At 63.0% G+C, this 15,222-nt stretch carries 13 protein-coding genes; 4 read left to right on the top strand and 9 right to left on the bottom strand.

The window, feature by feature from the left end; translation table 11 throughout:
- Positions 1 to 152: 152 nt before the first annotated feature.
- Positions 153 to 1,661: a threonine ammonia-lyase, biosynthetic gene (gene ilvA, locus U0029_RS01570; RefSeq protein ID WP_012418740.1), complete on the bottom strand. Its 1,509-nt coding sequence runs from the start codon at positions 1,659 to 1,661 to the stop codon at positions 153 to 155.
- A 92-nt stretch (positions 1,662 to 1,753) separates the two neighbouring features.
- Here ilvA and U0029_RS01575 point away from each other — a divergent pair, with 92 nt between their 5' ends.
- The 3 genes from U0029_RS01575 (at position 1,754) to U0029_RS01585 (ending at position 7,162) form a co-directional block, all read left to right on the top strand.
- Positions 1,754 to 2,275 (top strand): YqaA family protein, encoded by a 522-nt coding sequence (locus U0029_RS01575; protein WP_012418739.1) that lies wholly within the window; start codon positions 1,754 to 1,756, stop codon positions 2,273 to 2,275.
- Positions 2,276 to 2,389: 114 nt separating this feature from the next.
- Positions 2,390 to 6,352: a DUF3683 domain-containing protein gene (locus U0029_RS01580; protein WP_114852236.1), complete on the top strand. Its 3,963-nt coding sequence runs from the start codon at positions 2,390 to 2,392 to the stop codon at positions 6,350 to 6,352.
- 117 nt (positions 6,353 to 6,469) lie between these two features.
- Positions 6,470 to 7,162 carry a GntR family transcriptional regulator gene (locus tag U0029_RS01585; RefSeq protein WP_039051572.1) on the top strand — a complete coding sequence of 231 codons (693 nt, stop codon included), beginning with the start codon at positions 6,470 to 6,472 and terminating at the stop codon, positions 7,160 to 7,162.
- Here the strand turns inward: U0029_RS01585 and U0029_RS01590 are convergent.
- The 4 genes from U0029_RS01590 to U0029_RS01605 are packed head-to-tail and all read right to left on the bottom strand — an operon-like array spanning position 7,159 to position 10,105.
- Positions 7,159 to 7,917, bottom strand: coding sequence for a LamB/YcsF family protein (locus tag U0029_RS01590; protein WP_114852161.1), 759 nt, complete (start codon positions 7,915 to 7,917; stop codon positions 7,159 to 7,161). The two genes, U0029_RS01585 and U0029_RS01590, sit on opposite strands and share 4 nt — an antisense overlap.
- The gene (locus tag U0029_RS01595) at positions 7,914 to 8,930 is read right to left on the bottom strand and encodes a 5-oxoprolinase subunit C family protein (protein WP_114852162.1); all 1,017 of its coding nucleotides are present in this window, start codon (positions 8,928 to 8,930) and stop codon (positions 7,914 to 7,916) included. Before U0029_RS01595 ends, U0029_RS01590 begins: the two co-directional genes overlap by 4 nt.
- Positions 8,927 to 9,652 carry a 5-oxoprolinase subunit PxpB gene (gene pxpB / locus U0029_RS01600; RefSeq protein ID WP_114852163.1) on the bottom strand — a complete coding sequence of 242 codons (726 nt, stop codon included), beginning with the start codon at positions 9,650 to 9,652 and terminating at the stop codon, positions 8,927 to 8,929. The genes U0029_RS01595 and pxpB overlap by 4 nt, the downstream gene beginning before the upstream one ends.
- A 21-nt stretch (positions 9,653 to 9,673) precedes the next feature.
- Positions 9,674 to 10,105 carry a VOC family protein gene (locus U0029_RS01605; RefSeq protein ID WP_012418733.1) on the bottom strand — a complete coding sequence of 144 codons (432 nt, stop codon included), beginning with the start codon at positions 10,103 to 10,105 and terminating at the stop codon, positions 9,674 to 9,676.
- A gap of 142 nt (positions 10,106 to 10,247) precedes the next feature.
- Here U0029_RS01605 and U0029_RS01610 point away from each other — a divergent pair, with 142 nt between their 5' ends.
- Positions 10,248 to 11,144 carry a LysR family transcriptional regulator gene (locus tag U0029_RS01610; protein WP_114852164.1) on the top strand — a complete coding sequence of 299 codons (897 nt, stop codon included), beginning with the start codon at positions 10,248 to 10,250 and terminating at the stop codon, positions 11,142 to 11,144.
- Positions 11,145 to 11,149: 5 nt separating this feature from the next.
- Here U0029_RS01610 and serA read toward each other — a convergent pair whose 3' ends face one another.
- The 4 genes from serA to phoB form a co-directional block, all read right to left on the bottom strand.
- Positions 11,150 to 12,349: a phosphoglycerate dehydrogenase gene (serA, locus tag U0029_RS01615; protein WP_012418731.1), complete on the bottom strand. Its 1,200-nt coding sequence runs from the start codon at positions 12,347 to 12,349 to the stop codon at positions 11,150 to 11,152.
- Between the two features lie 152 nt (positions 12,350 to 12,501).
- A complete protein-coding gene (locus U0029_RS01620) occupies positions 12,502 to 12,963 on the bottom strand; it encodes a DUF411 domain-containing protein (protein ID WP_012418730.1) in 462 nt (153 codons plus the stop codon).
- A gap of 140 nt (positions 12,964 to 13,103) precedes the next feature.
- On the bottom strand, positions 13,104 to 14,426 hold the full coding sequence (phoR, locus tag U0029_RS01625; protein ID WP_012418729.1) for a phosphate regulon sensor histidine kinase PhoR: 1,323 nt from the start codon (positions 14,424 to 14,426) through the stop codon (positions 13,104 to 13,106).
- 12 nt (positions 14,427 to 14,438) lie between these two features.
- On the bottom strand, positions 14,439 to 15,137 hold the full coding sequence (gene phoB, locus U0029_RS01630) for a phosphate regulon transcriptional regulator PhoB (protein WP_012418728.1): 699 nt from the start codon (positions 15,135 to 15,137) through the stop codon (positions 14,439 to 14,441).
- Between the last annotated feature and the right edge of the window lie 85 nt (positions 15,138 to 15,222).

Consider the following 15,222-nt stretch of genomic DNA (forward strand, 5'->3'; position numbering starts at 1 on the left):
CGGTGCCTATCTCCGTAGACCGTGAGTGACACGACCCCCCAGTTTGCCGCCGGACGTCGCTGACGCGAAGAAGCAAGGGCCTCCCGATTCGGGAGGCCCTTTTTATCGAGGGCGGCAGGTCCTGCGCGAACGAAACCCTGAAAGTAGAACGGTCAGAGAAACAGCTTGTAGGCCGGGTTCTCGGTTTCGTTCCAGTGCGGATACCCCAGTTCGGCCACGAAGCTCTTGAACTGCTTCTTGTCCGAGGGAGGCACTTGGATGCCGATCAGGATGCGGCCGTAGTCGGCGCCCTGGTTGCGGTAGTGGAACAGGCTGATGTTCCAATCAGGGTTCATGGCATTGAGAAAGCGCATCAATGCGCCAGGGCGCTCCGGGAATTCGAAGCGGTACAGCAATTCGTTTCTGGACTGGGTCGAGCGCCCGCCCACCATATGGCGCAGATGGGTCTTGGCCATTTCGTCATGGGTGAGGTCCAGCGTGGCGAACCCATGTTTGCGGAAATGGGCGGCGATCTTGGCGGGCTCGGCAGGCGTGCTCACCTGTAGGCCCACGAAAACATGGGCCTGTTCCGCGTCGGAAATGCGGTAATTGAATTCAGTTACGCTGCGATCGCCCACCAGCTCGCAAAAACGGCGGAAACTGCCGCGTTGCTCCGGCATGCTGACGGCGAACACCGCTTCGCGCATTTCGCCCACTTCGGCGCGCTCCGACACGAAACGCAGGCGATCGAAATTCATGTTCGCGCCACTGGTGACGGCGATCAGCGTTTTGCCTTTGAGTTTGTGCTCCGCCGCGTATTGCTTGGCGCCGGCCAGGGCCAGCGCGCCCGCCGGTTCGAGCACGCTGCGCGTGTCCTGGAAAACGTCTTTGATGGCGGCGCTGATGGCGTCGGTGTTGACCACGACAAAGTCATCGACGTATTGGCGCACCAGCTTAAAGGTTTCCGCACCCACCAGTTTGACGGCCGTGCCGTCCGAGAACAGACCGACATCGTTAAGGGTCACGCGGCGTCCGGCGCGCACACTGCGCACCATTGCATCGGAATCCTCGGTCTGCACGCCGATGACCTTGATCTCGGGGCGAAGCTGCTTGATATAGGTGGCCACGCCGGCGGCCAGACCGCCGCCGCCGATGGCCACGAACACCGCTTCGACCGGGCCGGGATGCTGGCGCAGGATCTCCATGCCTACCGTACCCTGCCCGGCGATCACATCAGGGTCGTCAAAGGGATGGACGAAGGTCAGCTTTTGTTCTTTTTCCAGCAGTTGCGAATGCTGGTAGGCATCGGTGAAGCTTTCGCCGGCCAGCACGACCTCGCCGCCGAGACGGCGCACCGCATCGACCTTGACCTGCGGGCTGGTGGTCGGCATGACGATCACGGCGCGGCAGTTCAGGCGGCGTGCGGCCAGCGCCACGCCTTGCGCGTGGTTGCCGGCCGAGGCCGCAATTACGCCTCTCGCCAGCGCGGCCGGCGCTAGATTGGCCATTTTGTTGTAGGCGCCGCGCAATTTGAAACTGAACACCGGCTGGGTATCTTCACGCTTGAGCAACACCGTGTTCGAAATTCGCTGAGAGACCAGGGGGGCGGGTTCAAGCGGGGATTCGACAGCGACGTCGTAGACCTTGGAGGTCAGGATGCGTTTCAGATAGTCAGTGGACATGGAACAGCCAGTGGTAGTGCGTAAAAATTGAGCGTGGGGCAGATTACCACAGGGGCAAGGCCTAGCGCGGCTCTCGGGCTACACTGCGCGCCATGGAACAATGGCTGCTCGACTCGGTGGACTGGCTGCTGGCCGCTCTGGCTTTGCCTGCGGTAGGCCTGCCCGCGATCTTCCTGATTTGCACGCTGTCCGCCACGCTCTTGCCGCTTGGCTCGGAGGCCTTCGTATTCGGCTACGTGACATTGCAGCCGGACATGTTCTGGCCGACCATCGCGGTCGCCACCTTGGGCAATACCTTGGGCGGCGTGATCAGCTATGCGATGGGCGCAGCGGGGCGCAGCGCCTACCAGCGCTGGCGCGAGAGCCATCCCCATGAAGGCGATGAGCAGCGTGACCTGACGCGGCGCGGGCGTTGGAACGCCCGTGCTCACGCTTGGCTGGCCCGGATCGGGCCGCCGGCGATGCTGCTGGCCTGGCTGCCGGGTGTGGGTGATCCGCTTTGCGCCGTGGCAGGCTGGCTGCGCCTGGCTTTTTGGCCCAGCACTCTCTATATGGCGCTGGGTAAACTCCTTCGTTACATTGTGCTCACTGCGGGGCTGTTGTGGGTGGTTTGAGCCCCGCTATTGACGGCAGTCTGAATGGCTTTCCCCTTGGTTCCGGGGGGGATTCAGGTGGCCGTTGTCAGCAATGTCTTAAAATATTTTTTTAGGGCCCCTCCCGTTGCTCCCATGAATGCCCCCCTCGCCAGCCAAATCCTGACCGCGGCGATACCGCCGGCACCCGGCGCGCGTTTGCGCGAAATTCCCTACAACTACACGTCGTTCTCCGATCGCGAGGTCGTCGGCAGACTCCTGGGCGAAGACGCCTGGCAACTGCTGTCTGATCTGCGCGGCGAACGGCGCACTGGCCGGTCCGCCCGGATGTTGTACGAAGTGCTGGGTGATATTTGGGTGGTGCGGCGCAATCCCTACCTGCAGGACGATCTGCTGGACAACCCCAAGCGCCGCAAACTGCTGATCGAGGCCCTGCACCACCGTCTGGGTGAAATCGACAAGCGGCGTGAGCCGCAAGCCGCTACCGAGGAAGGACATGATCCGCAGCGCGACCTCAAGGTCGGTGAGTTGCTGGCCCGTGCCCGCGCCGCCGTGGCGGAGTTCGAGGCCCAGTTCGACCTGACCGAGCAATTGCGCAAGCAGACTCAGAAAATCCTGGGCCGCATCACGGCGCGCGGCAATATCAAGTTTGATGGTCTATCGCGTGTGGCCCACGTGACCGACGCGACCGACTGGCGTGTGGAATATCCCTTCGTGGTGCTCACGCCGGATACCGAAGAGGAAACTGCGGCGCTGGTGCGGGCCTGTATCGAGTTGGGCCTGACCATTGTGCCGCGCGGCGGCGGCACGGGTTATACCGGCGGCGCTATTCCCCTGACCTGGAAGTCGGCGGTCATCAATACCGAAAAATTCGATCAGATCAGCGAAGTTCAATTGGTGCAACTGCCCGGACGCGATGATCAGGTCGGCGTGATTGCAACGGGCGCAGGCGTCGTCACCAAGCGGGTGGCTGAGGCGGCCGAGCGCGGCGGTTTTGTCTTTGCTGTCGATCCCACGTCGGCCGAGGCGTCCTGTGTGGGCGGCAATATCGCCATGAACGCGGGCGGCAAAAAAGCCGTGCTGTGGGGCACCGCCCTGGATAACCTGGCCTGGTGGCGCATGGTGGACCCGGACGGCAATTGGCTGGAGGTGACGCGTCTCGATCACAACATGAGCAAAATTCATGATGTGGCCGTCGCGCGTTTCGAACTCAAATGCTTCGATGGCGCGGCCAAGCCGGGCGAGAAGCTGCTGCGCACCGAGATTCTCGAGATTCCGGGCCGGGTGTTCCGCAAAGAAGGCCTGGGCAAGGACGTGACCGACAAATTCCTGGCCGGTCTGCCGGGGGTGCAAAAAGAGGGCTGCGATGGCCTGATCACGTCGGCGCGCTGGGTGGTGCACCGCATGCCGCGTCATACGCGCACTGTCTGTATGGAGTTTTTCGGCCAGGCCCGCGATGCGATTCCGTCCATCGTCGAGGTCAAGGGCTATCTCGACGGCGAAGGCCGCGAGCGCGGGGCCATCCTGGCCGGTCTGGAGCATCTGGACGAGCGTTATCTGCGTGCGGTCGGTTATGCCACCAAGAGCAAGCGCGGCGTACTGCCCAAGATGGTGCTCATCGGCGACATCGTCGGCGATGACGAAGATGCGGTGGCCGCGGCCGCCAGCGAAGTGGTGCGCCTGGCCAACACCCGTCACGGCGAAGGCTTCGTGGCCGTGAGCGCCGAAGCGCGCAAAAAATTCTGGGCCGACCGTTCGCGCACGGCGGCCATCGCACGACATACCAACGCCTTCAAGATCAACGAAGACGTCGTGATTCCGCTCAACCGCATGGGTGAGTATACGGATCACATCGAACGCATCAATATCGAACTGTCCACCCGTAATAAGCTGCGTCTGCTGGACGCGCTGGATGCCTATCTGGCTCAGCCGCTGCCGGTGGGCAAGCCCGAAGATGCCGAAGACGCCGCGCTGACCCGCGCCGAAGTGCTGGCCGAGCGCACGCAGCAGGCGGTTGCGCTGCTCGCGGGCGCCCGCCGCCGCTGGCAATGGCTGCTCGATCATCTCGATCTGCCGCTGGCCCAAGCGCTTGCGCAACTCGGCGATATCGGCCTGGCTTCGATGGCAGCAACCTTCACGGCACGCCTGCAGGCCCAGCCGCAGGCGCGCGTGTTTGATGTGGTGCAGGACCGCACGGTGCGCGTGTCCTGGAAAACCGAGGTGTTGTCCGCCCTTCAGGGGATTTTCTCGGGCGCTGCCGCCAAACCCATTCTGGATGAGCTCAAGGCGATTCACGCCCGCGTGCTCAAGAGCCGTGTGTTCGTGGCGCTGCACATGCACGCCGGCGACGGCAACGTCCATACCAACCTGCCGGTCAATTCGGACGACTACGGCATGTTGCGCGAGGCACATGAGGCGGTGGACCGCATCATGCAGATCGCCCGCGACCTCGATGGCGTGATTTCGGGTGAGCACGGCATCGGCCTGACCAAGTATGAGTTTTTGACCGAAGAAGAACTCGCGCCCTTCCAGGCCTATAAGCGCCGCGTTGACCCGAACGGCCATTTCAATGCCGGCAAACTAATGCCCGGCGCCGACTTGCGGCACGCCTGGACGCCCAGCTTCAGCCTGATGGGCCATGAGTCGCTCATCATGCAGCAAAGCGATATCGGCGCGATTTCGGCCTCGGTCAAAGATTGCCTGCGCTGCGGCAAGTGCAAGCCCGTGTGCGCTACCCACGTGCCGCGCGCGAATCTGCTTTATTCGCCGCGCAACAAGATTCTGGCGACCTCCTTGCTCGTCGAGGCCTTCCTCTACGAAGAGCAGACCCGCCGTGGCGTGAGCCTGCGCCATTGGGAGGAATTCGAGGATGTGGCGGACCACTGCACGGTCTGTCACAAGTGCTATACGCCTTGCCCGGTCGATATCGACTTTGGCGACGTCTCGATGAATATGCGGGCCTTGCTGCGCCGCATGGGCCGCAAGTCCTTCAATCCCGGTACGGCGGCGGCGATGTTCTTCTTGAACGCCAAAGACCCGGCGACCATCAATGCCACACGCAAGGCCATGGTCGGCGTTGGCTACAAGGTCCAGCGCGCCGCGCATGACCTGCTTGCCAGTGTGGCGCGCAAGCAGACCGAGCATCCGCCTGCAACCGTGGGCAAGCCGCCGCTGCGCGAACAGGTCGTGCACTTCATCAACAAGAAGATGCCCGGCGGCCTGCCCAAGCAGACGGCCCGCAAGCTTTTGGACATCGAAGACGCCAACTACGTGCCCATCATCCGGGACCCCAAGGCCACCACGGCTGATACGGAGGCCGTGTTCTACTTCCCGGGTTGCGGTTCCGAGCGCCTGTTCTCGCAAGTGGGCTTGGCCACGCAGGCCATGCTTTGGCATGCAGGCGTGCAAACGGTGCTGCCGCCGGGGTATCTCTGCTGTGGTTATCCGCAGCGCGGCAACGGCATGACCGACAAGGCGGAGCAGATCATCACGGACAACCGCGTGCTGTTCCATCGTATGGCCAACACGCTGAACTACCTCGATATCAAGACCGTGGTGGTGAGCTGCGGTACCTGCTACGACCAGTTGTCGGGTTATGAATTCGACAAGATCTTCCCGGGCTGCCGTTTGATCGACATTCACGAATACCTGCTCGAAAAAGGCATCAAGCTCGATGGCGTTCAGGGTGTGCGGTATATGTATCACGACCCCTGCCATACGCCGATGAAGTTGCAAGATCCAATGAAAACCGTGCGGTCGCTGGTGGGCGAGCAGGCGATCAAGACCGATCGCTGCTGTGGCGAGTCAGGCACGCTGGCTGTCACGCGTCCGGACGTCTCGACGCAGGTGCGCTTTCGCAAGCAGGAAGAGCTTCAGAAAAATAGCGCGGCCGTGCGTGCCGATGGCTTCGATGGCGAAGTGAAGGTGCTGACCTCCTGCCCGTCCTGCCTGCAAGGTTTGTCGCGCTATCAGGGCGACACCGGCATGGATGCGGATTACATCGTGGTCGAAATGGCGCGTCACATCCTGGGCGATAGCTGGATGGAAGACTACGTCAAGCGCGCGAATACGGGTGGCATCGAGCGGGTTCTGGTGTAGTCCCCAGGTGTTTTTTCGTGACGCTGTCGCATGGGCGGCGCGTCACGCCTTTCATCGTCGGTTAGTGCGCGTTTTGTGTTCCAATGCCCGTCCTGCCATATTGTTACTTTTTTTTTCATGCCGCTGGACGACTTTCATTTGCAGGCCAAAGCGCCAGCCACGATCCCCTATTTCCTCAAGGAACAAGTCCGCGAGCTGATTATTGATGGCAGGTTTAGGCCGGGTCAGCCCTTGAGGGAGCAGGAACTCGAACAGCGTTTCGGCACGAGTCGCAGCCCCATACGCGAGGCGCTGCGTCTGCTGGAGCTTACGGGCTTGGTCGTACATGTGCAGCGCAAGGGTTTCCGCGTGCGGCGCTATAGCGAAGTCGAAATTCGCCAGATTTATGCGCTGCGGGCTGAGCTGGCCGCCTACAGCCTGCTGCAACTGGCGAACTTGAATTTCGATAAATTATTGGAATCGATGCGGGCGTACGACCGCGTGCTGGCGCGCGCCCACCTCGATCAGGACGTGCGCGCCTACGCGGGCAATCTGCGCGATTTCCATTTGCTGGCTGCGCGTTTTACCGCCAATACGCCGCTGGAAGACGCCTTGAGCCGTCTGTACGAGCAGGTGGAGCCCACGCGGCATATCTATCTGCGTCACGCGATGTCGCAATTACCCTATGACGCGTTTCATGCCAAGGTGCTGCATGCCATCACGGATGGCGACCTGCCGCGTGCAGCCGCCATGACCCGCAGCGATGTGCTGGCCACCGTGGTCAATATCGTCCAGGTTTATGAAATGGCCGCTGGGGATGGGCTTTCTTAAGCGGCCTGCACGCGGATATTCCGCGCCGACAAAGCATGGCGGATGGCGCTGGCAAAACGCAGGGCGTCGGGTTGGTCTCCGTGGATGCACAGCGTGTCGGCGGTCAGCGGCACCCGCTTGCCAGTCAGGCTGGTGACGCTGCCGTCCAGCACCATCTGTAACACCTGGGCTACTGCCTGCTCGGCGTCGGTAATCATGGCGCCGGCCTGGGTGCGCGGGGTCAGGCTGCCATCCTCTTGATAAGAACGGTCAGCGAAAACCTCTTGCGCGACGCGCAGACCGGCAGCCTGCGCCTCGCTGATCCAGACGCTGCCAGCCAGGCCATAAACCATCAGTTCGCGGTCCACATCGCGCACGGCCGCGCAAATGGCCCGCGCCAGGGCCGCGTCCTTGGCGGCCATGTTGTAGAGCGCGCCATGCGCTTTCACGTGATGCAGGCGGGCGCCTTGTGATGCGACCACCGCAGCCAACGCACCCAACTGATATACCACCATGTCATAGGCCTCCTGCGGCGTGATCTGCATCACGCGCCGCCCGAAGCCGCCAAGATCGGGCAGACTAGGATGCGCGCCGATGGCCACGCCGTTTGCCAGCGCCAGGGCTACCGTTTTGCGCATCGTGCCGGGATCGCCGCCATGAAAGCCACAGGCGATATTGGCCGAGCTGACCAAGGGCAGGACGGCGGAGTCGTTGCCCATCGGCCAGGCGCCATAGCTCTCGCCCATGTCGCAGTTCAGATCCAGGGTTTTGCTCATGCTCGGGACTCCTTGGTGTCGATGGCTTGTAGTAATTCGTCGCGCAAGGGCTGCAAGCTGTCGTGCAGCGCTGCGAAAGCGCGTGCGCGCCCCGCATCCAGCGCCTGCGCTTCTTCCAGCGCAATCGGCGCGAAGCGCAGCGTGTCGCCCGGCAGGCGTTGCGCTAGTGCAGGCAGGTCGATGCTCGCGACCTGGGCCAGCTTGGGATAGCCGCCCGTGGTCTGACGATCTGCCATCAAGACAATGGCTTCGCCACCCGCAGGCACTTGTATCGTGCCAAAACAGGTGGCCTCGGAAAGAATCTGGCGGGGCTGATCCATCAATAAGGGCGGGCCTTGTAAGCGAAAGCCCATGCGATCGGACTGCGGGGTGATGCGAAAAGCCTGGTGCAAAAACTCGTGGTGGGTGCGCTCCGTAAATTCCGCCCAATGCGGTCCGGGCAGAACCCGTATTTGTTCGCGCGGCGAGCTGCGCAGGGTTGCGGGCAGATAAATCCGCTTGGCCCAAAGCGTTTGGGCCAAGGCATCGAGGGCATCCGTGCGCAGCCTGCGCGCCAGGCCGATGCGGTCGTCCTTGCGCAAAGCGCGCCCTTGTAAGCCGCCGAATCCGCTTCGCAGATAGGTGCTGCCGCTGCGCATGACGGGCGTGAGCGCGAAACCGCCATAGACCGCCAGGTAGGCGCGGGCGCCCTGGACCGGCTTACCGAAGGCCAGTACGCTGCCTGCCCGGGCGATGAGAGGGCGGCAAAGGGGCAGAGCCCGACCGTCCAGCGTTGCGCTCAGGTCAGCGCCTGTAATGGCGAAACAGGCGGGCTCGTCAAAGCGCAGCATTGGGCCAGACAGGGTGATCTCCAGCGTGGCAGGACGCGCGCTGTTGCCTGCCAGCATATTGGCCAGTTGGTGGGCGCTTTCGTCCATGGCGCCCGCCACGGGGATGCCCTGATGCTGATAGCCGTAGCGGCCCTCGTCCTGGAAGGTTGAGAGCATGCCGGGTTTAAGCACGGTGATGCTCATGGCTGCTCCGCCTGGAGGCGGTCAAACGTGGCTTCGTCGATGGGAACAAAGCGGATACGGTCCCCGGGCTGTAGCCAGGCTGCCGGTTCGCGCGCGGGGTCGAACATCGTCAGCGGCGTGGCGCCGATGATATGCCAGCCGCCTGGCAGCCGGCCTGGGTAGACAACAGTCTGGCGGTTGGCAATCGCCACCGAGCCGGGGGGGACTTCGGTGCGCGGCGAGTCGCGGCGAGGCAGGTTCAAGCGCTCATCGTGCACGCCGATGTAAGCCAGCCCCGGCGCGAAGCCGAGCATATAGACCATGCTGCCCGCCTGCGAATGCAGGCCAATGACTTCGTCTGGTGAGAGGCGGCAGGCCTGCGCCACAGCAACCAGGTCGGGGCCGTGCCGCCTTCCGTAGCAAACGGGGAGTTCCACCTCGCGGCCGCAAGCCGTATCGGCTTGAATGCCTTGCGCCAGTAGCGTGCGCAGGCGCGCGGCGAGCGACTCGTGCGCCGGGCCGCCTTGCGGCAACTGCCGGTAATGCACGGCGACCGTGGTGAACGAGGGGACGACATCGACCACACCGGGCCAGTCCGCCGCACGGATTTGCCGCGCCAGACTCAGGCAATGACGGCCCGTGGCCTCATGGATGGTGTCGCCCAGGATAACAAGCAGGCAGCGGTCACCCTGGGGAATAATGCGCCATGCGGACGGGTTTTCTAGAGAAGCTGACAACGGCAATCCTGCGTGGCGCCAAGGGCTTTATTTGGCGAACAGGGACTCGATGTTCTTGAAAGCCTTGAATTCCAGGGCGTTGCCCGAGGGGTCGAGGAAGAACATGGTGGCTTGCTCGCCGACTTCACCCTTGAAGCGGATATAGGGTTCGATCACGAAGTCCGTGCCTGCGTCCGTCAGCTTCTTGGCCATGGCGTCCCATTGATCCATCGAAAGCACCACGCCGAAATGACGTACGGGCACATTGTGCGAGTCTACGGCATTGGTCGCATTTGCGCCGCATTCGCCCGGTGCCAGGTGCGCCACGATCTGGTGGCCGTAAAAATTGAAATCGATCCACTCGGGCGAGCTGCGCCCTTCGGAACAGCCCAGCAGTTCGCCATAGAACTTGCGGGCTTCGGCCAGATCACGCACCGGAAAGGCGAGGTGGAAGGGAGGAATGGCGGTTTGGGTGCTCATGAGAAAGTCTCCGGGTCGGGGCGGCTCAGGGCCGCGGCTTCGATAGTTTACGGATTGTTTTTTTGATCGAAAAACGATATTTTTTGGGACTTAGCATTAATAAAAATGATGCTTGTCTCAGACTAAAGGCATGTCCCCAATTATGCTGAGAGAGTACAAGACCTTTGTCGCCGTGGCACGTGAGGGCAGCTTCACGGGCGCGGGCCGCCAGCTGGGGCTGACCCAGTCGGCCGTCAGTGCCCAGATTCACCGTCTGGAGGACCACCTGGGGCTGAGCCTCTTTGACCGCAGCGCCAAGGCGGCCGTGCTCAATACCCAGGGGCGTGAACTATTGCCCCAGGCCGAGGCCTTGCTGGCCATGGCCGATCGCATGGTGAGCCAGGCGGGCGGACGTGTGAGCGGTGTGCTGCGCATGGGTGCGATTGCCTCGGTGCAGCAGGATTTGCTGGTGCGCGCTTTACAACCCTTTCGCGCCACCTATCCGGATGTGCGGATACGCGTCGTACCGGGGGTGTCACTGTCGCTGCTGGGTCAGGTCGATGCGGGAGAGGTCGATCTGGTAGTGCTCATCCGGCCGCCTTTCGCCTTGCCTCCTGAGCTGGACTGGCATCTTTTGCTGAGCGAACCCATGGTGCTCGCCGTCAGTAAGGCCACGCCGCTCAGGCCCTGGCGCGATCTCTTGGAAACCGAGCCTTTTATCCGTTATGACCGTTCATCGTTTGGCGGAAGGTTGGTCGATAGTTTTCTGCGCCGCCATCGCATTACGGTGCGAGAAGCCGTAGAGCTGGATGAGATCGATGCCTTGGCTAATATGGCCCGCGCCGGATTGGGCGTGGCTTTGCTGCCGCGCACCCGCCGTCTGGATGCGCAAGGCCTGCGTCTCATCGACCTGGGCGAGCCGGGCTTTACGCGCGAAATCGGTGTGATCGGACGCCTGTCGCGTTCGCCACTGGTGGAAAAAATGGTGGAGTGTCTGGGGCAGGCCGTCCTGGGGCAGGCCGTCCTGGGGCAGGCCGGGCCAGAAGGCCCGGCCGCCTGAGGGGCTTAGAGGCGGTCGCAGCGCACGGTGATAGGATGCTGGCGCAATGCCGCGATCAGCGCATCATCGACGATGCCATCCACATCGGTGAGCACGTAGCCGATCTGGCCACGGGTTTGCAGAGTCTGGCTGACAATGTTCAGGCCGTGTTCGGCCAACAGACTGGTCAAGGTGCCCAGCGCGCCCGGCGCGTTGCGGTGCACATGCAGAAGGCGTGCCGCGCCGGCCGGCTCCACATAAGACAGTTCTGGGAAGTTGACCGCCGTTTTGGTGGTGCCCGCTTGCAGGAAACGCACCAGTTTCTCGGCGACTTCACGGCCGATGTTCTCTTGCGATTCCTGGGTGCTGCCGCCGATGTGCGGGGTCAGGATCACATTGGGCAGGCCGATGAGCGGGCTGGCCAGCGCTTCGTCCGGCCCCTTAGGTTCGGTTGGGAACACATCCAGCGCTGCGCCGGCCAGGTGGCCGCTGCGCAACGCCGAGTGCAGCGCCTCGATGTCTACAACCGTACCGCGTGAAGCATTGATCAGAATGGCGCCCCGGCGCATCTGCGCCAGCGTGTCGGCATTGATGATGTTCTCGGTGCTTTTCCCGCCTGGCACATGCAGCGTCACCACGTCGGATTGCGCCAGCAGTTCGCTCAGGGACGCGGCAGCGCGGGCGTTGCCCAGGGGCAGTTTGGCCTCGACATCGAAGTACACCACGCGCAGCCCGATGGCCTCGGCCAGTGTGCTGATCTGCGAGCCGATATTGCCGTAACCGATGATGCCCAGCGTCTTGCCGCGCGCTTCAAAGGCGCCGGCTGCGCTCTTGTCCCAATGCCCCTGGTGCACGCGCAGGTTCTTCTCGGGAATGCGGCGCAGCAGCAAAATCGCTTCAGCCAACACCAGTTCGGCGACGGAACGGGTGTTGGAAAACGGTGCGTTGAACACCGGGATACCGCGCTTCATGGCGGCATCGACATCGACCTGATTGGTGCCGATGCAGAAGCAGCCAATCACGCGGACATCCGGCAGCGCGGCAATCAGCTCGGCGTCGAGATGGGTACGAGAGCGGATTCCCACCACTTCGGCGCCTGCTAGCGCGGTGCGTAACTCTGCCGCAGGCAGGGCCGAGCTGTAGGTGGCGATATCGGAATAGCCCGCGGCTTCAAAGACCGCGCGGGCGCTGGGATGAACGTTCTCGAACAAAACGATTTGTGCCATGGGTGCTTGCCGTGAGGGAAGGAAAGGCCCGGAGGACCGGAGCCAGCGCCGACAGGCGCTGACCAGGCCATTGTGGACCAGATTTTTGCTGCGGATGTCCAATCCCTAGGCGGCAGTGTGGCCTAAACGCTGTCCTCAAATAGTTGCTTGTTTCAGCGTATTGCCCGCCAGACACGGGACTGGCCATTGGTTTGCACCAACAACACATCGTAGGGGTCGCGCCGCCCGCCATAAGCAGGCCCGTCCATCCCGGGGCTGCCTACTGGCATGGCAGGCACTGCCAGCCCGGCGGCTTCGGGGCGCTCGGACAGCAAGCGTTGGATGTCTTGCGCCGGCACATGGCCTTCGATGGCGTAGCCGCCGACCAGGCCTGTATGGCAGGACGCGTACTGTGGCGCGATGCCGGCGCGTTTGCGCACAGGATCGGTGTCGCTCACCTCGTGTACTTGCACGCGAAAGCCGGCGCCACGTAGGTGATCCGCCCAGTCGCCGCAGCAGCCGCAAGTGGGGGTTTTCCAGATGTCGATGACAGGGGCTGACGCGGCGCGCACGGCCACGGGGGCGGTCAGGGGCAGCAGCAGGGCTGCGCCCAGTAAGCGGCGGCGCAGCGTCATGGGAGGACGCCCTTCATGCCGGCCGCCAGCGGCCAGGCAGGCCCCACGTTTTGAGGGAGTTCGGGATGGTGCAGCATCATCTGAGATTAGGCCTCCAGGGCAGCCGGTGTGCCAGGCACGCAGGATGCGGCCGCTGTTTTTCAGGACGGCCTGCTTGATGCGGCGTCGCCCGGCACGACGCGTTCGGACGGAAATAGTAGCGAGAAAACGCTGCCCTTGCCGGGCTCGCTTTTGATCAGGAGCTCGGCATCGTGGCGCAGCACGATGTGCTTGGTGATGGCCAGCCCCAGACCCGTACCGCCGGCGGCGCGCGAGCGGCCCCGGTCCACGCGGTAGAAGCGTTCGGTCAGGCGCGGGATATGCCGCGCCGGAATGCCGATGCCGGTGTCGCGCACGCTGTAGCAGGCGCCGCCATCGGGCGTGGCTTCCCAGCGCACGGTGATGTGGCCGCCTTCGGGGGTGTAGCGCACCGCATTGGTCAGCAGATTGGACAAGGCCGAAGCCAGTTCCGTGCCGTTGCCCAATACATCCAGATCTGGCGCGATATGCCATTCGAACTGATGCCGTCCGCCGGACAGGGCCTCGGCCTGCTGGCGTGCTGTCAGCAGCAGGGTCGAGATGTTGACCGCCACTGGATCGGAACCGGGCGAAGACTCCAGCGTGGACAGCGTCAGCAAGTCTTCGACGATGGCCTGCATGCGCTGCGCTTGTTCGAGCATCATCGCCAGATATTGGCTGCGCTGCTCCTCACCCAAGGCTTCGGGCGGCATGTCGTGCAGCGTTTCCAGAAAGCCCGCCAGCACGGTGAGCGGCGTGCGCAGTTCATGCGATACGTTGGCGACGAAATCGCGTCGGGTGGTTTCCAGTTTTTCGATCTGCGTCACATCGCGCGAGATGAGCAACCGGCGGCTGGTGGCGTAAGCGGCCATTTGAATCATCATGACCCGTTCCTGGCCGCTCTGACCCACACGCACGAGAATGGGCTCGGGCCAGACGCCGCGCTGCGCATAAGCCACGAACTCCGGCGCGCGCAACAGATTGAGCAAATTCTGCCCACGGTCCGCAGGCAGGCGCAGGTTAAGGTGGCGGCGCGCCACCCGGTTGCCCCATTCGATCTGGAAGTCTTCATTGAGGGTCACCACGCCGTCCGGCAGCGCCTGGGCGGCAGCCAGCATGCCTTGCATGGTGTCCTGCAATTCGGCCAGCTCGCGGCGGCGGGCGCGGGTGTAGCGGTAGAGCGGGGCGAGAATGTCTTCCCAGGGGCCTACGCCGGCGGGAGGCGCCGATTCGGGGTTATGCGCCCAATCTGAGACACGTTGCAGGCGCCAGCTCCGCCACAACACCATGCCCATCATGGACAGCGAAAAAAACACCCAGCCGGCGGGTGAACCGGCCAGACTATGAAGCAGAAGACTGAGCCCCCCCCACAGGGCGATCAGCGAGAGCGTACGCAGCCAGATCATCGTAGGGTGTTTTTACCGCGCGGGGATCTGGGCGGTAAAGCGGTAGCCGCTGCCACGCACCGTTTCGACGTGCGCATCATGGCCTGTGGGCTCCAGCGCCTTGCGAAGGCGGCGGATATGCACATCTACCGTACGTTCTTCGACGAACACATGATCGCCCCAGACCTGATCCAGCAACTGCGAGCGCGAGAAGACGCGTTCAGGATGGGTCATGAAAAAATGCAGCAGACGGAACTCGGTCGGCCCGATTTGCAGCGCCTGACTGTCGCCGGACAGGCGGTGCGTCACTGGGTCCAGTTTGAGGCCGCCCACGTCGATGATGTCGTCGGTGAGCTGAGGCGCACGGCGGCGCAGCACCGCTTTGATCCGGGCCATCAGCTCTTTGGGCGAGAAAGGCTTGGTGATGTAGTCGTCGGCGCCGGCCTCCAGGCCGTCCACTTTGTCCTGCTCGGCGCCCTTGGCCGTCAGCATGATCACTGGGACATTGCGGGTGCGCTCATCGTCGCGCAGTTTGCGCGCCAGTGACAGGCCTGACATGCCCGGGAGCATCCAGTCCAGCAGGATGAGATCGGGCAATTCGGCGCGGATCAGCGTCTGAGCCTGTTCGGCGTCGAATGCGCGCAAGACCTTGTGGCCGGCGAAAGAGAGGTTGACCGCGATTAGTTCCTGGATGGCGGGTTCGTCTTCGACGACAAGAATAGTGCTAGACATAGAGGCAGTGTTCACAGCGAGGGCGCCTGATGGCGCGAACGTTGCCATAGTATGGCCGCAATATTTCAGGTATGTGACTAAGTCT

This window comes from Bordetella avium, assembly GCF_034424645.1.
GTDB classification, from domain to species: domain Bacteria; phylum Pseudomonadota; class Gammaproteobacteria; order Burkholderiales; family Burkholderiaceae_B; genus Bordetella; species Bordetella avium.